General features: G+C 36.1%; 17 protein-coding genes. 13 read left to right on the top strand and 4 right to left on the bottom strand.

Features of this window, described 5'->3' with window-relative positions; all coding sequences use genetic code 11:
• Positions 1-131: 131 nt before the first annotated feature.
• Both K9N40_08845 and K9N40_08850 read right to left on the bottom strand, forming a co-directional pair.
• Positions 132-1,271 (bottom strand): class I SAM-dependent RNA methyltransferase, encoded by a 1,140-nt coding sequence (locus K9N40_08845; GenBank protein ID MCF7814574.1) that lies wholly within the window; start codon positions 1,269-1,271, stop codon positions 132-134.
• Positions 1,271-2,098 (bottom strand): HAD family hydrolase, encoded by an 828-nt coding sequence (locus K9N40_08850; protein MCF7814575.1) that lies wholly within the window; start codon positions 2,096-2,098, stop codon positions 1,271-1,273. The genes K9N40_08845 and K9N40_08850 overlap by 1 nt, the downstream gene beginning before the upstream one ends.
• A gap of 82 nt (positions 2,099-2,180) precedes the next feature.
• Here K9N40_08850 and K9N40_08855 point away from each other — a divergent pair, with 82 nt between their 5' ends.
• From K9N40_08855 to K9N40_08865, 3 genes are all read left to right on the top strand, one after another.
• Positions 2,181-3,719, top strand: a complete 1,539-nt coding sequence (locus K9N40_08855; GenBank protein ID MCF7814576.1) for a hypothetical protein — start codon at positions 2,181-2,183, stop codon at positions 3,717-3,719.
• A gap of 76 nt (positions 3,720-3,795) precedes the next feature.
• Positions 3,796-6,015, top strand: coding sequence for a T9SS type A sorting domain-containing protein (locus K9N40_08860; protein MCF7814577.1), 2,220 nt, complete (start codon positions 3,796-3,798; stop codon positions 6,013-6,015).
• Positions 6,016-6,507: 492 nt separating this feature from the next.
• Positions 6,508-9,129, top strand: coding sequence for a T9SS type A sorting domain-containing protein (locus tag K9N40_08865; GenBank protein ID MCF7814578.1), 2,622 nt, complete (start codon positions 6,508-6,510; stop codon positions 9,127-9,129).
• Between the two features lie 12 nt (positions 9,130-9,141).
• Here K9N40_08865 and K9N40_08870 read toward each other — a convergent pair whose 3' ends face one another.
• Positions 9,142-9,399: a hypothetical protein gene (locus K9N40_08870; protein ID MCF7814579.1), complete on the bottom strand. Its 258-nt coding sequence runs from the start codon at positions 9,397-9,399 to the stop codon at positions 9,142-9,144.
• Between the two features lie 94 nt (positions 9,400-9,493).
• On the opposite strand from K9N40_08870, the gene K9N40_08875 reads away from it, so the two are divergent.
• From K9N40_08875 to K9N40_08905, 7 genes are all read left to right on the top strand, one after another.
• On the top strand, positions 9,494-10,303 hold the full coding sequence (locus K9N40_08875; GenBank protein MCF7814580.1) for a hypothetical protein: 810 nt from the start codon (positions 9,494-9,496) through the stop codon (positions 10,301-10,303).
• 73 nt (positions 10,304-10,376) lie between these two features.
• Positions 10,377-12,050: a thioredoxin family protein gene (locus K9N40_08880; GenBank protein MCF7814581.1), complete on the top strand. Its 1,674-nt coding sequence runs from the start codon at positions 10,377-10,379 to the stop codon at positions 12,048-12,050.
• A 9-nt stretch (positions 12,051-12,059) separates the two neighbouring features.
• Complete coding sequence (locus K9N40_08885; GenBank protein ID MCF7814582.1) at positions 12,060-13,166, top strand: hypothetical protein; 1,107 nt, start codon at positions 12,060-12,062, stop codon at positions 13,164-13,166.
• Between the two features lie 13 nt (positions 13,167-13,179).
• Positions 13,180-13,686, top strand: a complete 507-nt coding sequence (locus tag K9N40_08890; protein MCF7814583.1) for a TlpA family protein disulfide reductase — start codon at positions 13,180-13,182, stop codon at positions 13,684-13,686.
• Positions 13,687-13,698: 12 nt separating this feature from the next.
• Positions 13,699-15,234 (top strand): DUF6029 family protein, encoded by a 1,536-nt coding sequence (locus K9N40_08895; GenBank protein ID MCF7814584.1) that lies wholly within the window; start codon positions 13,699-13,701, stop codon positions 15,232-15,234.
• A 299-nt stretch (positions 15,235-15,533) separates the two neighbouring features.
• Entirely contained in the window at positions 15,534-16,250 is a 717-nt protein-coding gene (locus K9N40_08900; GenBank protein MCF7814585.1) for a T9SS type A sorting domain-containing protein, read from the top strand.
• A 255-nt stretch (positions 16,251-16,505) separates the two neighbouring features.
• Positions 16,506-18,602 (top strand): T9SS type A sorting domain-containing protein, encoded by a 2,097-nt coding sequence (locus K9N40_08905; GenBank protein ID MCF7814586.1) that lies wholly within the window; start codon positions 16,506-16,508, stop codon positions 18,600-18,602.
• Positions 18,603-18,782: 180 nt separating this feature from the next.
• Here the strand turns inward: K9N40_08905 and K9N40_08910 are convergent, their stop codons facing one another.
• Positions 18,783-19,739 carry a sigma-70 family RNA polymerase sigma factor gene (locus tag K9N40_08910; GenBank protein MCF7814587.1) on the bottom strand — a complete coding sequence of 319 codons (957 nt, stop codon included), beginning with the start codon at positions 19,737-19,739 and terminating at the stop codon, positions 18,783-18,785.
• Positions 19,740-19,844: 105 nt separating this feature from the next.
• Between K9N40_08910 and K9N40_08915 the strand changes: the two genes are divergently transcribed.
• From K9N40_08915 to K9N40_08925, 3 genes are read left to right on the top strand one after another with little or no spacing between them, the layout of a single operon-like run.
• Entirely contained in the window at positions 19,845-20,054 is a 210-nt protein-coding gene (locus K9N40_08915; protein MCF7814588.1) for a hypothetical protein, read from the top strand.
• Positions 20,055-20,069: 15 nt separating this feature from the next.
• Positions 20,070-21,020, top strand: a complete 951-nt coding sequence (locus K9N40_08920; protein ID MCF7814589.1) for a hypothetical protein — start codon at positions 20,070-20,072, stop codon at positions 21,018-21,020.
• Positions 21,021-21,040: 20 nt separating this feature from the next.
• The gene (locus tag K9N40_08925; GenBank protein MCF7814590.1) at positions 21,041-21,796 is read left to right on the top strand and encodes a hypothetical protein; all 756 of its coding nucleotides are present in this window, start codon (positions 21,041-21,043) and stop codon (positions 21,794-21,796) included.
• Positions 21,797-21,909: the final 113 nt, after the last annotated feature.

A 21,909-nucleotide genomic window follows, 5' to 3' on the forward strand; every position in this document is an offset into this window, starting at 1 on the left:
GTCCAGCCAGGTAGCAGCATGGACAAAAGCAAGAAACAAAAAAGAATGCTCTATAAACTGGCAGTTTACCACCCAAGATTCACGAGTTAAATTGAAACGTCTCTATCCGACAATCGATGATTGACGGGTCACTAGTAAATTTCTATTTTTAATAATCTTCCATCCAGATTTCCATTAACCAGAGGAATTTTTCGGGAAGGTTTTAATCCTATACTTTTGATCAGATTTCTGTTTCCGCAATAAATCCAGGCAGTAGAACCTTTACATTTTTGTTTTAAAAAATCACCGAATTCTTCATAAAGTTTTTCCAGGTATTTTTCTTCTCCCAACCTGATTCCATAAGGAGGATTGGTTATGATCACACCGTTTTTCAGTCCCGGATGTTCATTAAAATCTCTATTTTGAATTCTAATAAGATTACCTTCTGGCATGGAGTTTAAGTTTGTTCTGGCAGCATTTGCAGCATTGTTGTTGATATCACATCCATTCAATAAATTCTGTTCTAAATTTCTTCTTACTTTTTGCGATTGCTGCAAAATTTTCTCCCAAACATCTTCATCAAAATCCGGTAGAAAGTGAAAACCAAATTTTTTTTTCTGGAAGGCGGCTGGAATTCTGCAATAATGTAATAAAGCTTCCGATAAAATTGTTCCGCTCCCACACATTGGGTCCAGAAGTGGAACTTTTCCATTCCAACCTGAAATACGAATAATCGCAGCTGCCAGAGTTTCCTGCATCGGTGCCGCAACGCTTTCGATCCGATAACCACGCTTATGCAAACTACCAGCAGAAAGATCCAAGTTTATTTTGGCTTTATTTCTATCTATATGCAGATTGAACCAGACATCAGGATTTTTTGTGTCTACGTTTGGTCGCTCATTTTCCAATTCCATAAACCTATCCGCGATAGCATCTTTCAGTCTTAAAGCAGCAAAACGTGAATGAGTAATTTTGCTGTTTGAAACAGTAGCAAATATGGCAAAAGTATTTTCCGAAGAAATTATCTTTTCCCATTCTATCTTTTTTGCTGTGTTATAAAGATAATCTGTACTGTGGCAGCTGAAAGAAAGAAGCGGAGCTAAAATCCTTGTCGCCAATCTACTCCAAAGATTAATCCTGTAAACATGCTCCAAATCGGTTTTGAACCAAAGTCCGCGATAAACAGGATTTATTTCTTTTGCTCCAAATTCTTTGATCTCTGCTGCACCAAATTCTTCCATTTTCCCTGCCACTAAAGCAAAGAACCTTCCTGTTTTTTGATATTCAAACATTAACTTTCCTTTAAAACTTTTTCGATTAATTTTGCAAATCCATCACCCTGATTCGAATCAATTACCTGATAAATTTCTTTCAATTCTTTGGGAGCATTTTCCACGACAAAACTTCTTCCGGTAAAATCCAGAAGATCAATATCATTGAAATCATTTCCGATACCGATTGTAGAATTTCTGCAAATTTCCAACTTTTTGCACAACCATTTTGCGGAATGTCCTTTAGATACTTCATTGGGAAACACTTCCAGCCAGATCGATTCATGATCCAATGGAGATGTTGCTCTTATTACTTGTAAACTATTGATTTCATTTTTTACGTTTTCGTATAATTTCAGCTCATCAGGTTTGAATATCGCAATAAATTGGCTGGCTATTTGCGGTTTCTCAGTCAATTCTTCAGCAAAATCACTATAAATTTCCAGTCTTCTTTCAAAATCCAAGTTATCATTTCTGCTGCGAAAGTAACTAAATCGATGATTTTCCGGGATCGGATGATGAATCATGAAATCAAGTTTATACTTATCAAAAATTCTCAAAATTTGGTCAGTTTCAATTTGAGATAAATGGTTTTCATAAACTACTTTTTTTGTTTTCCAATCTATGATGCCGCAACCGGAACTGATCATCAGATAATCAATTGGCAATCCATGCGGTAACACTTTTTCTGCTGAAAATATATTCCTTCCTGTAGCAATGACTACTTTTATTCCTGTTTTTTTCAGAAGCTTCAATGCTTTTAATGATCTTGATGAGAATGTATTATCATCTCGCAAAAGAGTTCTATCTAAATCTGTGAATACAATTTCTAAATTTTCTTTTTTCATACTGTTGTGCTAATCGCTTGACAGAAATTTACGTCAAGCAAAAGGATTTTTTTTTGAATAAAATAGTTTTAGGAGTATAGATTTGTATCAAATTCGAAATATAATTTTACCAATAACATCAAAGTTAGATCTGAATCATTTAATAGCTCAAAAATTGAAATTGTCCAAATCAGATATTGAGCATGTCGAAATTTTGCGCCGATCATTGGATGCCAGACAGAAAAATCATTTAAAATTAAACTTTACCGTAAAAGCTGAAATTCTTAAAAAAATAAAGCTGAATAATGATGTGCAAATCTATAAAGAACCAGAACCATATATAAATAGTAACTTTCAAATTTCGGATCCCAATCCATTTATTATTGGAGCAGGACCGGCCGGGCTTTTCGCTGCCCTTTCATTGGTGGAAAAGGGCTTTCAACCTTACATTTTTGATCGTGGTGATTGCCTGGAAAAAAGAGCTGAAAAAGTAGCTGATTATTGGAAAAGTGGCAAACTCGATCCTGAAAGCAATGTGCAATTCGGAGAAGGTGGTGCCGGCACTTTTTCGGATGGAAAACTCACTTCCAGGAAAAGTGATTACTACACAAATCAAGTTACAAATTACCTTATTGAATTCGGAGCTCCCGAAGAGATCAGCTACGAAGCCCATCCCCATCTGGGAACGGACGGAATTCGCAAAATTGTCTTGAATATCAGGAAATTTCTGGAAGCAAATGGCTGTAAATTTTTCTGGAATTATAAACTTGAAAATATCAGCATTAAAAACAACAAAGTTGAATCTGTAATTATTAACAATGAATCTTATCAACCCGAAGCTTTAATTTTAGCTCTTGGAAATGCTACAAGAGATACATTTGAACTGCTTTCCCGGAAAATAGAAATGGAAAGCAAACCTTTTGCTGTGGGCTTTCGTATCGAGCATCCACAGGAATTCATCAATGAAACTTTCTTCGGAAAGAGAAATGATTTTTCCATTACAGGTCCCGCAAGTTACAGGTTGACCGCAAAAACAAAAAACAGAGGAATTTACAGCTTCTGCATGTGTCCCGGAGGGCAAGTTATCGGTTCAGCTTCGGAACCTGATTCAATAGTTACAAACGGCATGAGCAATTCAGAGAGAAACGGAAAATTCGGCAATAGTGCGATAGTTGTTACTGTAAATGAAAATGACTATGGAAAAGAGATTTTGGCAGGAATGCATTTCCAAAGAAATCTTGAACAGACCTGCTTCAAGCCTGAACTTCCCTACTTTGCTCCGGCTCAAAATGCAGCGGATTTTATGAATTCAACGCCATCATCAAATAAAATGAAAACTTCCTATCTTCCCGACACTTACATTCACGATTTAAACTCGATTTTTCCAACTGGCATTAATAGCGCATTAAAATCTGGCATGAAGAAGTTTGAGACTCTGGCAAAAGGCTTCATCGAAAAAGGAATTTTCTTAGCTCCTGAAACACGGACATCTTCGCCGGTTAGGATTATTCGTGATAAAGTAACTTTAAATTCTCTAACAGCTTCCAACCTTTTTCCCTGTGGAGAAGGAGCGGGTTTTGCAGGTGGAATTATGAGTAGTGCAGCCGATGGATTCAAAGTAGGCTCACAGTTTTATCGATAATCAATATCAATGAGTTATTTATTTTGACAAAAAAATACGTAAGAATAAGTTACGTTATTGTAACAAGGAGGATGAGATGAAAGTGATCAAAGTAATTTTATTTATTTTTCTTTCAGCGGGAATTCTAAATGCTCAATGGAGTTTAGATCCTACAGTTAATAATGCGATCTGTGATCTATCAGGAGAGCAGGTAATTCCCAAAGTAGATAACGGCCCCACAGGTGATACTTACGTCGGATTTTTTTCCAACGATTCAGGAAATTATGACGTCAGATTGCAGAGGCTGGATTCCCAGGGAAATGAACTTTGGGATCATAACGGAATTCTGATAAGTGATAATCCTGCCATGACCTGGCTCACAGACTGGGATATGACTGTTGATGCAGAAAATCATGCGATTCTGGTTTTTCAGGATATCCGCAATGCCGGAAATAATAATATTTATGCCTATCGGATTTCACCGGACGGGAATTTCGTTTGGGGAGCAGACGGCTTGGAACTCTCAAACAGTATCGCTTTCAGTGCTTCGCCCAAGGTTATCATCACGTCGGCTGGAAATGCCGTCGTAGCCTGGTCAGAAGAAACCATCAGCATCATGCAGAAGATCGCCCCGGATGGAACTTTGCTGTGGGGAACTTCCGGCATCACTCTCAGCAGTGCCAATACAATTTCCTGGCCGCAGCCTTTTGCAGTTGATAATGATGAAATCCTGCTGAAATACTTTGAAGATATCGGCTCTTTTCCTGCCTTGACTCGACATTGCTATATCCAGAAATACGATACTGATGGTAATCCGGTCTGGACTAATCCAACCGTTGTATCAAATGCCGGCGGTATCAGCGCTTGGACGCAGATTTTCAACATTATTTCCGACGAAAATAACGGCTGCTTCATCAGCTGGCACGACAGCCGCGGTGGTGGAATGACATCTTATCCTTTTGTGCAGCATGTTTTAGATGATGGCACGGTAGACTTAGCTGCAAATGGTATTCAGCTTTCAACAGAAAATAATCGCCAGAATTTCTATCCTGAATCAGTTTATGATGCAGCAAATGATCAGCTCATAACATATTGGAAGCAAACAGACGGAGATCAAAATAATCATGGATTAACAGGACAGAAAGTCGATGTAGCAACAGGCAGCCTGGTCTGGGGAAATAACGGCAGCAACCTGATCCCGATCTCCAGTACTTATGTTCTGCTGACAGGTGTTCGAGATACAGGTGATGATCTGATGATCATCTTTGAAGATACAGACAACGCCATCATTAAAGCTGCCCGGATCGATCTGGATGGAAATTATGTGTGGACGAGTCAGCAGGTAACCATGTGTTCAGTGCCCTCAACCAAGATTCACAATTTTGTCAGCCAGCTTTCTGGGAGTCAGCTTATTGCTGCCTGGGAAGATGACCGCAATGGTTCTTCAGATATTTTTGCTCAGAATATAAATTTAGATGGAACATTGGGAGCAGGAACAAATCCCAACGGAACTCTGGAAGGAAACGTGATTCTAAGCGGAGGAATTGGAAACATTGAAGATGTTGACATCATAATTTCCGGTGCAACAGTAATACATCCTGATGCAACAGGTTATTTCTCGATTTCTTTAGCTCCAGGTGGATATGGGCTCCAGGCTGAACTTGAATATTATACTCCAATTACAATCAGCAATATCGTTATCACTTCCGGCGTTACAACGACTTTACCCGATGATATAATTCTTGAATGGATTCCAGTTTACAATCCTCCCCAAAACGTCACAGTTGATCCTAATACAGGTTTAATAACCTGGGATCCACCGCAACCTTATCCCGGAGCTGAACTGATTGGACATAATATCTATCTGGATGGTGTTTTTCTGGAAATGATTACTGGTACATCTTACCAACTTATAAATCTTGTTTATGGATTAGAATATGAAGTATCTATAACAGCTGTTTACGAAGGTGGTTATGAATCTATTCCTGCATCTTTGAGTTTTATGTATACAGGAACTGAAGCTGGAAATGAACTATTAACAGCTACACAACTCATTGGTAACTATCCAAATCCTTTCAATCCATCAACTTCTATCAGTTTTGAATTGAATGAAACAATGCATGTTGTCATCGAAGTTTACAATGTAAAAGGCAAACACATCAAAACTTTGTCACAAAATTACTTCAATGCAGGATTACATAATGTTAATTGGAACGGAACTGATAAAAATAATTGCTCAGTAGCAAGTGGAGTTTACCTCTATAAAATGAAAGCAGGATCATTTACTTGTACGAAAAAAATGATCCTGATGAAATAGTCCTTCGGAATTTCACAGGACAGGTTCTGATGAAATAGAATGTTGATACTCGACTTCAGAAGAGCTTTTTGCGAGACTGGAGTTGAGAATAATTCCCTGAAGTCCAGTCTAGCCTTAACTCCAGTGAATAGATATCAGCCCCGGCAGTGTGTCGGGGCATTTTTTTTAGTATATTATAAAATGGAAAATTATCTTAGTTCAATATAATAATCAATAAAAATATTTGACAATGTTTCATTAATAATCAATGTTGTTACCAAGGGTGCAACAAGTGAATACTAATTTGAGATTTGGTTTAATTGTTGCAAAAATAAGTGGATGTAAATCCAAAAAAAAATAGGAGGATGTATGAAAAAAACTAGCTTGATTTTGTTATCTTTACTGATGATGACATCTGTTGTGTTGAATGCAGCACAAAGATTTGTCGTTGGTGAAGTCTTCACAGAAACATGGTGAGGATTCTGCCCCGATGCACGTGCTGCATTGTTGCAAATGTATGAAGATGAAGATTTCTTTATCCCGTTACTTTGGGAAGGTGATGGACCACATCCAAGTCCAAATTATGACACACGTTATGCAAATTATGGAGTTCAGGCACTGCCTTCTTCAGCTTTCGATGCTGAAGTTTTTGATTTAGGTGGTGGAGCTGGAGTTTTAGCAAGATACCAGACGATTTATGGTGATCGAGTAAATGTATCAAGTCCAATGGAAATCGATGTGGTTATGAATATCGATAACAATGGAGATGTTGAAATTACTGCAGATGTTCTGTTAACTGAAACTATTCCCACAGATGATTACAATCTTCTTTTCTTACTTACTAATGAATATTCCGCTTCCTATCATTCTACTGTAACCCGTTATTATGAAGAGCCTTTTACACTTTACAATAGTGGTGCTTCTGGTCAATTTATTCATACATTCACACCAGAACCTTCCTGGGATATGGCCAAAGTGAGAGCTGTTGTTCTGGTTCAACATCAAAATACAACTGGTGTATTTACAGTAACTGGATATCCTCAATATCCTTTTAATATGTATCCAATTTTGCAGGGTGGTTTGGCTACATTCCCACTCATTGCTCCCAATCCTATTGCAAATCAGGAAATGCAGCTTAATGAAACTGCAACTTTTGATCTGACAGACTATTTTTATTATCAAGGTAGTCCAGTTGCAGCAACTTTGTCAGTTCAGAGCAGCGATCCAACAATTGTAGATGCTTCTATAAATGGAACAACTCTTACTTTGGAATCATTTAATAATGGCGGATTAGCTCAAATCGATATCATGGGAGAGTATTCCGGTTATAATGCGATGACTTCATTCAATGTATTTGTTCTCAATCCCACCGATCGTAATGTAATAATCTGGGATTTGGATCCCACTCCTTCAGGCAGTGCTTTGCAGAGCTCTATAGAAAATTTCTATTCAGCTGGAGATGTTGTATTAACAGATGATATTAATCAATATCCACTTTCCAGCACAACAGATGCTCTTTTCGTTCTTTTGGGTATTTACTCAAATAATTATACATTATCAGATGCTGAAGCATCCTTAATGGCTACCTATTTAGATAATGGTGGTAATGTTTATATGGAAGGTGGTGACACCTGGTATTACGACACTCAGACATCCGTGCATCCTTATTTCAATATTGATCCTTTATCTGATGGTGGTTCAGATCTTTCTAACGTTGATGGTCATGATTTTCTGGCAGGAATGAGTTGGACCTATTCTGGAGAAAATAACTGGATCGATCAACTTGCTCCTATAGCTCCTGCCGTAACTTTATTCTCCAACCCAACAGTTGGTTATGATTGTGGTATTGCTTATGATGCAGGAACCTACAAAACAGTTGGCACATCATTTGAGATCACAGGACTGGGTGGAACAAATACACTTGATGATGCTGTTAGTGGAATAATAGACTTCTTCGATATTGGTGGAGCTGGACCAACACTTGATCCACCCATAAATCTGGCTGTAGATGAAACAACAGGATTATTCACCTGGGATGCACCAGCAGGTAATAATGGCTGGCTGGATGATATGGAAGCTTATACTCCAGGTGTTTACCTGGCAGTTCAATCTGATGAATGGACTACATGGAGCGGAACTTCAGGTGGATCAGACGATGGCTTTGTTGTAGATGAAAATGCTTATAGCGGATCTAATTCTGTTAAAGTAGAAGGCACAAGTACAGATCTTGTTCATGAATTTGGTACTTTTACAAGTGGAGTATATGATGTTTCGATGATGGTTTATATCGAACCTGGTTATGGTGGTTATTATAATCTGCTTCATTATTTCAACGGATCAAGTTCTGAATGGGGTATGGAAGTGTACTTCGGCTCTTCTGGAACAGGTGACTTATGTGCAACTGCCCAGAATATTTTAACATTTACTCATCCTGTAGGAAGCTGGTTTGAATCTAAATGTATTATTGATCTTGATTCTGACTGGGCAGAATATTATATTGACGGCACTATGATCTATGAATGGCAGTGGAGCATCGATACAAATGGTAATCCAGGTTCATGTGAATTTGGAGCAACAGACATTTATGCTTCAGCTCCCACGGGTGATGATGTAATGTTTTATTTTGATGATGTAACATTGAATGTACTTACTCCTTCTCGTGAACTTCAGAGTTATAACGTTTATCTTGATGGAACAATGATGGGTAACACAGATGATTCAGAATGGATGTTCGAAGATCTTGTAAACGGTCAAACTTACACTGCCGGTGTAGAAGCAGTGTATGATGAAGGTGTATCAACACTTGCAACTATTGACTTTGTACCAAATATCGTTAATGCAAATAACAACATTATCGCTAAAACAGAATTGAATGGCAATTATCCAAATCCATTCAATCCAACTACGAATATTTCCTTCTCACTTAAAAACAGTGGTCATGTTAAATTGGAAGTTTATAACATCAAAGGAGAAAAAGTTGTTACTTTGATCGATGATGAACTCACTGCTGATGATCATGTTGTGGCATGGAATGGTAAAGACACCAATGGAAAACAAGTTTCCAGCGGCGTTTATTTCTACAAAATGAAAGCTGCTGATTATACCAGTAGCAAAAAGATGATATTACTGAAATAATCAACTTGTTGGTTAGATAAATTTACGCTCCGGCTTGGGTCGGAGCGTTTTTCTTTCATTACTTCCCGAAACTAGTTTTTGGGAGAACTTATCCCTGCTGACAAGTTCATTCAAATAAAAAAGATGTTCCTGATGAAATAGAATGTTCATACTCGACTTCAGAAGAGCTTTTTGCGAGACTGGAGTTGAGAATAATTCCCTGAAGTCCATTGAATAGATATTAGGTCCGGCAGCAAGTCGGGGCTTTTTTATTATTAAATAAATTGACATTATGACCTCCAAATTATTGTTGCACCAGAAGGAACAACATCCTTCAAATATTGTGAATTTATTTTTAATTTTGTCTCAAAAAAAAAGGTAGAATATGAAAAGATATATATATAAACTTATAAACGTGGGCTTAACTGAAAATGAAGCAAAAGTGTATTGCTGCCTTCTTAGAAAACATCAATTTACAGCTACTGAGATATCTCATTGTTCGGGAGTTAACCGTTCTAAGATTTATTCTGTTTTAGCCAGTCTGGCACAAAAAGGATTGTGCATTGAAAAATTGGGAAAAGTAAGAAAATTTGAAGCTATAGAACCTAATATTGCCTTCCAGCAACTGATAGAAAATCAAAGAACCAAACTGGATATGATTACAGAATTACCAGAACTCCTCTCACCCATTTACACATCCAATAAAAAAAAATCATCGCCCCTGGATTTTATTCAGGTTTTCAGCACTCCTGCCAGCATCATCAAGAAAAATCATACTTTGGAACTGGAATCCAAAGAATTTGTTCTCTCATTTTGCAAACCTCCTTATGCCATGACGAAATCTATCGATATCCATGAAGAACAATGGGAAAGTATGAAAAAAGGTGTTAATTATAAATCCATTTTCGAAGTTGAACCTGATAATCTGGAATTTTTTGCCCGGCAGATGAAAAGTTTTGAAGATAAAGGTGAAGAGATCAAAGTCGCCTATCATCTTCCTATCAAGCTTCATGTTTTTGATGATCAGATAGTTATGTTTTCCATGATAAATACTATCAATCCCGACGAAAATCTTACTTACCTGGTTATCGAGCATCCCGATCTGGCTGAAACCTTAATCGATACATTTTATCTGCATTGGGAAAAAGCAATGACAGTTACTGAATTCTTTGAAAAAGAAAATATTAAGTTATAATTATGTTTGTAAGGAACATGAATTGCATTAAAATTTAATAGTGTTAATTAAAAAATAAATGGAGGACAAAAAGTTGAAAAAAACAGCGATGATAGCGTTGATGTTAATTGCCTGCTTAGCAATTTTTGCACAAGCTTATGTGCCGGAAGAAATTACAACAGCAAAAATAACTGGCAATGAGATCCAGGTTACCTTCGACATACCTGCAGGAATGCACATTACACTTCAGAAAGATCTAAATTACATTGAAGTTGATCCCATTGCAGATATCGAGTTTGAGCCAACTGTTTATCCCGAGGGAAAAGAAACAGAAGATGGTTATATTGAATATCATGGTTCAGTTACATTGACAAAAAAGTTTACAGTAACTGATGCTTTTTCTGGAACACCCGATATAACATTTTATGCAGGATTCCAAATGTGCTTAGACAATGGAACCTGTTTCATGCCGGAAGAATTTGAATTCACACTTCCATTTGAAATGCCCGAAACTGCAACAGAAACAGAATCTCAACCTTTATCAGATTTGATCAAATTTCTTATTATGGCTTTCTTTGGTGGTCTTATCCTAAATGTGATGCCATGTGTTTTACCAGTGCTTTCCATTAAAGCTATGAGCTTGGTGAAGCAAAGTCAACAGGATAAAAAGCAAATTTTCAGAAATTCCATGGCTTATACCATGGGAATTTTAACATCATTCCTCATATTGGCTTTAGTTATTGTAATTTTAAAAACTTCTGGTGAACTGGTCGGCTGGGGATTCCAATTTCAAAATACAGGTTTTGTAATAGGTCTTTTGATCTTGATATTTGTTTTTTCTCTTTCCATGTTCGACGTATTTATAATTCGAGCTCCCGGTATGACAATGGCTACTAAAGCTTCCAGCAAGGGCGGATATTCAGGATCGTTCTTCAGCGGTATTTTTGCTGTTCTGCTGGCAACTCCCTGTACAGCTCCTCTTTTAGCTCCTGCACTTGGTTTTGCCTTTTCTCAACCTCCAGTGATGATCTTTGCATTTTTTATTCTGATCGGATTAGGATTGGCTTTCCCATTTATTTTACTGGGAATCTGGCCTAAAGCCATCAAAGCTATTCCCAAACCTGGTGAATGGATGAATATTTTTAAGGAAGTTATGGGATTCCTGTTATTATTAACAGCGCTTTATCTGCTGCGATCTCTGTACTTTCTCATCGGTGGAATTAACTTAATTAATGTTCTATTCTATCTTATAATTTTGGCTTTCGCAGTTTGGATCTACGGACGTTTTGCACGACCGGAATTTTCCAGGAAGAAGCAATGGATAGCAACGGTCATTGCTCTTATAATTGCCATCGGGGCAGGATTTCTAACTTTAAATTTCGGAGATACAGAAGCTGTTTCGGAAGAAGGTGCTCATTATCCCAGAGACTGGCAGAAATTTGAGCCTGAACTGGTTCAACAATATAGAGATGAAGGAAAACCTGTATTTGTAGATTTTGGAGCAGAGTGGTGCCTTACCTGTAAAACAAATGAAGAAGCGGTTCTTTTTACTGATGAAATTGAAGCTGCGTTCAAAGAACATGGTGTTCAAATGCTGCGAGGTGATAATACCAAAAAAGATGACACAATTTCTGAGTGGCTTACCAAATTCAAACGGGCCGGTGTACCGCTTTATCTTTTCTACATTCCAGATCAGGAAAAACCGGAAGTTCTTCCTGAACTTATTACGAAAGATATGATCCATAAGCTTTTGGATAGGATTGAATAGGAGATTTTGATGAATAAATATTTGATTTCAGCATTGTTGCTGCTTGTATTATTTGCTGCCGGTTGTGATCGCTTTGAACATAAATTTGAACCTGAACAAAATAACATTGGTTTAGATCAATTCGGACAATCTCTGGCAGATGCAATAAACGCTACAGACCAATACAATTATCTGGAACTTGGTACGCTATTTTCTGAAAACTACTACAATGATGATCTCACCAAAACTGATATTATTGATTATTTCGGAAACTTCTTTCAGCTCGATCCTAATGCTACTTTTATTGCAGACAGTGTAATGGTTTCACCATCACTAATGATTTCCTGGCATTTTCAGGTTCTTGACAGCAGTCGGGAAATTCTGGCAGATGAAGTTTTTACTGACTATCTGATAGAACAGAACGACGGTTTTGTGCTTTACGGAAATCATAATAATTCCAAGAAAATCCTGGTTGAATTGTTCACAGGTCAATGGTGCAGCAATTGTCCGAATGCTGAAGAAGCTATGCATGAACTAAGAGCCAAATACAGCAGCCGTTTTATATATGTAGAATATCACATCGGAGATCAGATGGCGATCAATTCCAATAATGATATTTTCAGTTATTATCCCCAAAATGGAACCTTGCCATTTGGAATAGTAAACGGTAATGCTCATTTTTTATACACTGCACCTACCCCAGAAGAAGTTCTTGCAGAGATCGAAGCAGCAATAGAGCCATTACTTCAAGAAATTCCAAATGTTGTTATGTCCAATGTTCAAACTGACCTTTCAGATACAGAACTAAGTGGAACTGTGGATATTGAAATTCAGGCTTATGTGGATTTGAACAACCTGACTTTGAATGCTGTTTTAATGGAAGATTATAATGATGAATTTTTGAATTATGCCTCCGAACCACATCACAATATCGTGTTACAGAGATCGGAAATGAGCATTTCTGATATTAGCACCACCGACACTGTTGAGTTCACAATTTCAGGTTTAGATCAACTTGCACCCTGGTACACAGAATTACCGCAAGATCTGGTTCTGGTTTTATGGATTCAAACCAAAACACCAAATTATAATGAAAGTACTTGCACAGTACATAATGTAATAGAAATCCCACTATAAAGGAGAATAGATCATGAAAAAAATATTATTATCAATAATCGTTTTAAGCGTAGCTTTTGTGTTGATGGCAGATGATCAGGCTGTAGAATTTAAACTGGAAAATATAAAAGGTAAAATGGTAAAGCTTTCCGACCTGCAGAAAGACGGGTTAGTGATCATCGACTTCTGGGCTACCTGGTGCGTTCCCTGCAAAAATGCCCTTCCCAAACTTAATGAACTACATAATAAATATGACAATGTAACCGTCGTTGCCATCAGCACCGACAAACCCAGAAAAAAAGATAAAGCGGTTTCTCATATCAAGTCCAACAGATTCAATTTTGTTACATTATTCGATCCTACAAAAACAGTGCAGAAACAATTCAATGTTACTAATATCCCGCGAACTTTAATGATCGATCCTGAAGGTAATATTATTTACGATCACACAGGTTTTCAGCGTGGAGATGAAGTTGAATATGAAGAAGTTATTCAAAGCTGGCTGGAAGATCAGGCTGCAAAAGAGCAGCTTCAGGAATAAAATGAGGGATCAATGAAATATCAGAAGGTAATTTTAACTTTAATTTTGATCGTTTTGCTGGGGAGCCTGGTGGCAAACGAATTTTACGTTTCCGGTTTAAATGAATTCAAATTTATCAATGCGAATCGGATTATTGAGAATAGGAATTATATTTCCAATAAATTCCAGATTCAGGCTTTTTATGAGAAATTCCGGCTTGGTTTGAAATACGATCTTTACCGGCCAAGATTTGACAAGTTTCTTGAGCCGGATGCAAGCCTACCAGACAGTTTAAATGAGAACAAATTAGCATCTGAAAAGGATGAGAATTATTTTGATGAATATTATCTGCAATACGAATCTGATTACTGGTTTCTGCAGGCTGGAACGTATGAAGCTGTAATTGGAACAGGTCTGGTTCTGCACAATTTTTATGACGATGATTTTGAACAGGACACACGTTTGATCGGAGGTTATGCAAATCCGTATTATGATAAATGGCAGATGCAGCTTTTTGCTGGCCTAATGGAAAGTGATGATCCATCTCTGAAAGATGAATATGACCAGGTTGGAGCTATCGATGCTGACGTGAATATTACTGATGAACTATCTTTAGGTGAAGCTTTTGTGATTCACAAACAATTAGATGCGGATACAGAGAAATTCAATAAACGGGTTATTCATTCACGTAGAATAAAATACAGTTCTTATTCTGTTGAATTCAATGGAGAATATGCATCATCAACCGACGAAAATGATTTGGAGGGAACCGCAATTTATGCCAATGCTACATCTTATATCGGAAAATTCACTTTCAATGCTTCTTACAAGAATTATGAAAATTTCAATGTAAGGATTTCTGATCTTCCTGTTGTAAATCATAGTGGACAGCCATTGCATCACAGCTGGGATCCAGGACGTGACGAGGAAGGTATAATGGGAGAAATAAAATTCCTGCCAAATTATGAAAATGAATTGATAATTAATTATGCTGAAGGCTGGTCCAGCGATTTCAAAGTTCGTCAGTCAAATCTATATTCCGAGTATAAAAGAGATTTTGAAACTTTTTCTATCAAAGGTGAACTCGAAACTCTGGAACAATTACGCAAGGATTATTCAAAGTGGCACAAAGAAATCACACCAGCTGTTACTTTTGACCTGTTATTAGGAGAAAATCCTCTCTTGTTAAAAGCTGAATATCAGCTAAAAGAAGATGAAAACTTATTAGAAAATTATTCTTATTACGAACCACGTTTGCAAGTCGATTTTTCAATGGGAGATTATTCACTTTCAGTAACTGTTGAAAATCAGCAAGGAGAATCTGACACTTCAGAAGGTGGCGATGATGGTGAATTCTGGATTGGTGGAGAACTGGCAATAATGATGATGGATGAACCTGATTTTGCAAAATTGGGAATGGTTGGAGATGTCTTATCATTGATCCTGAAAGATTCTGATATCAGGTTGTTTTACGGAAAAGAAAAAGGTGGTATTGTCTGCCGCAATGGCGTTTGCAAAAATCAAGCAGAATTTGATGGTTTACGCCTTTCCTGGATAAAAACATTTTAACCTTCGCAATGATCGCATGACCTTGCGAATGGTTGCATAGAAGTGGAGAACCCTTTTGCCTTCCAAAGGGGAATTGAAAAATATAAGTATTAGAAAATAAATGCTTTGTTCTACTAATAAAGGGAAAAGATTTCGATGTCATCCTGAGTGATCCGGCAGCTACCGGATTATATCGAAGGATCGAAATCAGCAATGTTCATGACTTTTTTCGTCATTTTGAGGAATTCTCCTTTACTTTGACGAAGGAGGACTGAGGGTTTTATTTAATTTGATAAAAATACAAATTATAGGAGAAAATTATGAAAAAAATTATTTTGTTTGTTTTGTTAATTAGTCTAGGAGCATTATTTGCAGAGTTGCAGGTCGATATCCCATTCGATCTTAATATTGTTGGTGATGACTTTTCAGTTGTTGGCGCATACACATACGAATCTGACTGGATCACAATTACAAATATTGGAAGTACAAGCGAAGAATATAATCTTACCTGGTCATTCTCCAATCTTCCTGCTGGATGGACTTGCAGTGTATGCAATGCTACTGGTTTGTGTTATATTCCCAATATGCCGGCAACTATTCCTCTGGATGCAGGTGCTTCGTTAGGTGTACATTTTATTATTGGTGTGAACAGTACAGGTGGATGTGACTTAAACATCACTTTGGATGGTGGAGATCTTACAAGTCCAATGAGCTATGATTTCACATTCAATACAGAAGACAATGTAAGCAATGACGAAGAATTGATCTCGGTTCCAAGATTAAGTCAGAATTACCCTAATCCGTTTAATCCTACCACAACAATAGCTTTGAATCTTTCTTCATCCGAATTAGCTGAAGCTGAACTCATCATCTTTAACTCAAAAGGACAGATCGTCAAAACATTTAATGAATTAAATTCACAAGTAATTTGGAACGGAACAAATGATTCTGGGAAACCAGTGAATAGCGGAATCTATTTCTATCAGCTTAAAACTGGTGACTATTCTATTACAAAAAAAATGGTTCTAATGAAATAAATCTAAGATAAGTTTGTTAAATTTGATGTTATAAAATAAAATGCTTTACAAAGTTCTTTTCAAAAAAAAAATGAAAAGAGTTTAAAGTGTGAAAATAAAAAAAATGGAGGAGAAATGAAAAAGATATTATTAATTTTCGGATTAATACTGATCATGATGCCAATCTTTGCCACCCAACTGGAAGTTGTTGGTGAAGTTCTAAGCTCATATTCCGGCTGACCTTACTGTCCATCAGCTCGGGCCGGGCTGTTAAGTTTGTACACAGGAAATGATCATGTTATACCAATGATCTGGGAAAGCGGCGGACCAAATCCAAGTCCTGGATATGCAGAGAGAATGAGTATGTATAATCCAGGTGGTGGAGTTCCGCATGCACGTTTTGGTGGAACAATGAGTGTTGTAGGTGGAATGCCGAGTGGAGCTATGAACTACTTACCACAGTATAATGCACTTATAAACACCGATAGTCCACTTGATATGAATGTTACAATGGATGTAAATGATCAAAATGAATTGGTGATTTCAACTGATGTAGAAGTAACAGGAAATATTTCAACTACAAATAATAAAGTTACATTTATCGTAACTTTAGAAGTTGATGATGATTGGTTCTGTGTAGTTATGGAATATGACCATAACACAGATTTTGATCTTACAACAATAGGTCAAACTGCTACTTACGAAAAAGCATTTGTATTAAATCCTTCCTGGGATCTTTCTAAAATTCATGGTGTTGCCATGGTTCAATCATATACATCAAATTATCTTATTTTACAAGCTAAATCTACAATGTTTACAGGATTATTGCCTTTATTTTCGGCAAATATAACAGAAGGACCAGCTTATCTGGGTGTTCAGTTTACCAGCAACTCTTTACCTCAAACAGGAATAGACAGCTGGGAATGGGATTTTGATGGAGATGGCACATTTGACAGCACGGATGAAAATCCTTTCCATATGTACACAACTCCTGGAGTTTACGATGTTACTCTTCGCATTACAGTTGGTGGAGAAACTGCAGAAACTACAGCTACTGATCTTATCAATGTAACAGATGGTTCAAATATAACTGGAGACCTTTCTGGTATCTGGTTATCAGATTTCAATCCATATAATGTAACTGATGATGTATCAATCGCTGAAAGTGATGAACTGGTAATTCAACCAGGTGTTGAGATCAATTTCCAAAGCGGAAATATGCTCACAGTTTATGGTAAATTCACTGCCGATGCAAATGTTGATACTGACGATCCAATCATCATGACTTCAGCTACAGATTGGGAAGGAATCCGATTCGTTGGTTCTACTGACAACAACCTGATCCAGGGTTGTGAAATTTCCAATGCAAATGTTTGCGCTATTTCTATTGAAAATGGTTCTGTGGTTGATGTTATTGAAAACAAATTGTTCAATAATTCCAGTGCTTCTGTGGGAGCTGCAATCGACGTTGCAAGTTCAGATGACGTGCTTATTAGCCGCAATATAATTGCCAATAATACCAGTTCTAACCTGATAGGTGGAATCGGTGCTATTGACTCTGCTATTGAAATTTCTAACAATGTTATTGTAAATAATACAGGAACTTATGGCGCATTCAGTCTGAAAAATGGCTCTGATGCAATGATCGTAAACAACACAATAGCTAATAATGAATCTACCAATGGTACACCCTATGAAATGTTCCTTTTTAATGCTATGCCAATATTCAAAAATAATATAATTGTTGATGAAGCTGATTCAACATCATTCTTCGCACCATTTGGTTTACCTGAAGTAACTTATACATGTATTTACGATGGCTTTGAAGGTAATGAATATCCATTCCCAAATGCAATAGGAAATATTGATATTAATCCATTATTCGAAGCTCCTACAGCTGGTGCTGGTGTTTCATATGACGGTTTAAATGCATCCTGGTGGCTGCAAGATGGTTCTCCCTGTATCGATGCAGGTGATCCTGATGCGATGTATAATGATCCTGATGGAACAAGAAATGATATGGGTGCTTACGGTGGACCTAATGCACTTACTCTTCCAGTTGGAAATGATGATGATCCGATCACAGTTGTAGCAAACAGCAATATCAACATCTATCCAAATCCATTCAATCCACAAACTTCAATTGCCCTGAACCTGACAGATTCAGACAAACAAAATCCTGTATCTGTTCAAGTTTACAACGTAAAAGGTCAATTGGTTAGAACTTTAGTAGATAACGAAATTCTCACTAATGCTTCTATCATTTGGGATGGAACCGATAATACTGGACGTCATACTTCTTCTGGAATGTATTTCGCAAAAGTAAATACACAATCTAATACAATTACAAAGAAAATGGTCCTGCTGAAATAGTTCTACGAAATTTCACAGGACAGGTACTTTTGAAATAAAAAACTTAAAACCTTGCGGATGGTTGAGAAGCGAAACCTCCGCAATGGTTTTTTATGCAACCATTCGAAGGTCTCATAAATTCGACCATTAAGAAGGTTGATTTTTTAAACATTAGCTCCGAGATTTTTCGGGGCTTTTTTGTTACTTTTTTTCAAATATTATTTCTTTTTCAACATCAGAAATTAAATCTTCTACCTCTGATGCAGTTTTATGGTATATACCCTTTCTATCTGGCATAATTTCATTATCAATATGTTTTGGTATAGCTTTGTTTTCAATTTTAATAATTTTCTTTGGCAACTTAGGGTACTTTGTAATTCGAATATTATTTGATGGTGTTATTATGAATTCTGTAATTAAACATCTGACCTGTTTGGTACTATCAAAATAAGTAACCCATAATGTATAGTTATTATATATTTCATAATCTACTCGATATTTAACTATTTCTGAAATATCAAATTTGTTTTTTTTCTTTGGAATATTACAATCTCCAAAATAACCTGACATAGAGTCTATATCATTGTTTTCACAACATTTTTTAAATTTCTTAATAAAATTGTAAATACTTTCCCGAAGTTTTGGTCCTGCAATTTCCAATGAATTATTATAACCCATTTCTTTTTTTGAATAGGCTGATATTTCTGATTTGATCCTGTAAATTTTCTTTCTGATCGTTTGATAGGAAAGCCGATACTTTTTTGCCAGTTTCTTAAGATCGCATTTCAACTTGTAGAAATCAATTATTAACTTTCTTTCTTTTGATTTTATAATTTCATTTGGCAGACAATTGATTTTTTCTATGAAACCTACATCTTCCTGATGAACTGAACTGATTTTTGTGATTTTGTCTTTGAATTCATTTGCTTTATAAATCAAATCCTTTTTTCTGGATTTCAAGTAATTATAGGATTTGTTCCTGGAAGTTATGAAAATCCAACTGTCTAATTTTTTAATTTTATCTTTATTATGTATAAAAAGATATTCCATGGTTACAGACTGAGCGATATCCTTGGCTTCATCTTGATTCTTAACTATTAAATTCGAATAAAACAAAGCTGAATTAAAAATTTTATTGTAAACTTCGTTTTCAGTCATCATGACTCCTTCAAATAAATTATTGAATTTAAATAAAATAACTAAGATTTCGTCCCAAATCTATATTATATTTGTCTTTAATATAAATATAGCCCGGAGGGAAAAATGAAAAATACCTTTTTTTCATTTCTATTGTTAATATTTTTATTATTATCACTAAGTCAACTGAAATCTATACCTGATTTACCTTATTCTACGATTTCTTATTCAGAAATTCAAGGTATAGATTACGAAATCAATACTATCGTAATTGAAGGTGAAGTTTATGAAATTGTGGAAATTGATGGTGTTAAATACATCATTATAAAAGAATAACAAAGGAGTTAAGAAATGAAAAAAACATTGTTCATTGTAGTCATTTTATTAGTAGTTAGTTTTAATGTGTTTGCAGATTATTGGGGAGGTACTAATTCAACATCAAGTGATATTTTCAGGTCTGGAAATGTTGGTATTGGAGCATTTAGTGCATTCTCATTACCCCAAACACCATTACATATTGCTAGCTCAAATGGGATACTTTTTAGACTGCAGCAAACGTCTTCGAGTGATGATTTATTTATTAGTAGTTATGATAATTCTGGAAATAGAAAATGGAATATTAACATGCTTAAACAATCTTACAACGAATTTAATATTTCTTATAATACATCCGATCCTGCTTTCAAAATTACATCAAGTGGAAATGTTGGAATAGGTTTTTCAAATTATACTTCTCCAACATATTTGTTGCATGTGAATGGAAGTGGTTCATTTAACGATGATTTATTTGTAGATGGTGATGTCGGAATCGGAAGTATAGTACCAGAACATTCTTTGGATGTATTTGGCGGCATTGGTTTATCCAGTTATTTACAAGCTACAACATCAAATGGATTATCATTTAAAACTGACGAAGGAACAACAAGAATGATTGTTGATGATAATGGCAATGTGGGAATTGGTACTACTACTATTCCAACAGGTTATAAACTAGCAGTTGACGGTAAAATTATTGCTGAAGAACTTAAAGTGGAAATGTCTGGTAATTGGTCTGATTTTGTTTTTGAAGAAGATTATCGTTTAAAAACTCTCACAGAAGTAGAAGATTTCATATCTAAAAATGGACACTTACCTGAAATTCCTTCTGCCGAAGAGGTTGAACAGGAAGGAGTGAATATCGGTGATATGCAGGCAAAACTGCTACAGAAAGTTGAAGAACTCACCCTGTATCTCATTGAAATGCAAAAGCAAAACAAAGAATTAAAAACCCGCATCTCCTCCTTAGAAACTACTAATAAGTAGTGGAGGAGGATATAATGCGAATGAAATTTATTTTATCGGTTTTCTTGATATTTATAACGTTATCAATAAATGCAATATTAACCGATGCAGATATAGATAACAGTAAGCTACCTGAAGGGGCAACTGAAGTAGTGGAAAAAAGAACTGATTACTGCAGAACTTATAAGCTCCCAGACGGAAGGTATGAAACTATTTATACTCTTATGTCAGCTAATGAAAAAGCTGATAATCAACGTGGAGATGAGTTGCAGAATTATAATTTAGATGAAATTACTTCAATAAAAGTATTTGATTCTAATGGATGGCATTATACTTATGATTGGGATGAAAGTTATCAGGGTATAGGATGTAACGAAGAAGGTGCAATTTCTTCTTATCCTTTTCTTTGTGATTGTTACCTGGCAAGAGAGTACTATTATCTAGATTCTTATGCAGTTCCCTTTGCTCATGTCTATGATTCTCTGAAAGTAAATCCTGAATTCTACAACGATTTTGATATATCTGATAATGTTCAAATAAGGATTAATTATAATATCGATCCAGATGATTATCTTGCTAACGAGTTTTGGCCTACATTTTTTACTGGAGATCTTGAATGGGAAGATAATCCACTTGATATTGAACCAAAAATGTATTATGATCAAGCAGACATTTTTGATGCATTTATTGACCACACAGAACCTTGGGGATTCGCTATAAGAAAGCATCATGAATGGACTATGTCAAATTATATTGGTGATACCACTTCTGTTGATAGAGTCCTAAAAATGGTGTAAAAAGAATTTGAGCCAAAATTCAATCCTTGTAAATTGGATTTGCCAAAACAAAAACAAGGAGGAGAATAATGGCTCAGATACAAATTAATATGGATAGTGAATTATTGCACGGA

The sequence above is a fragment of the Candidatus Cloacimonadota bacterium genome, assembly GCA_021734245.1.
In the GTDB taxonomy this organism is placed as follows: Bacteria; Cloacimonadota; Cloacimonadia; order Cloacimonadales; family TCS61; genus B137-G9.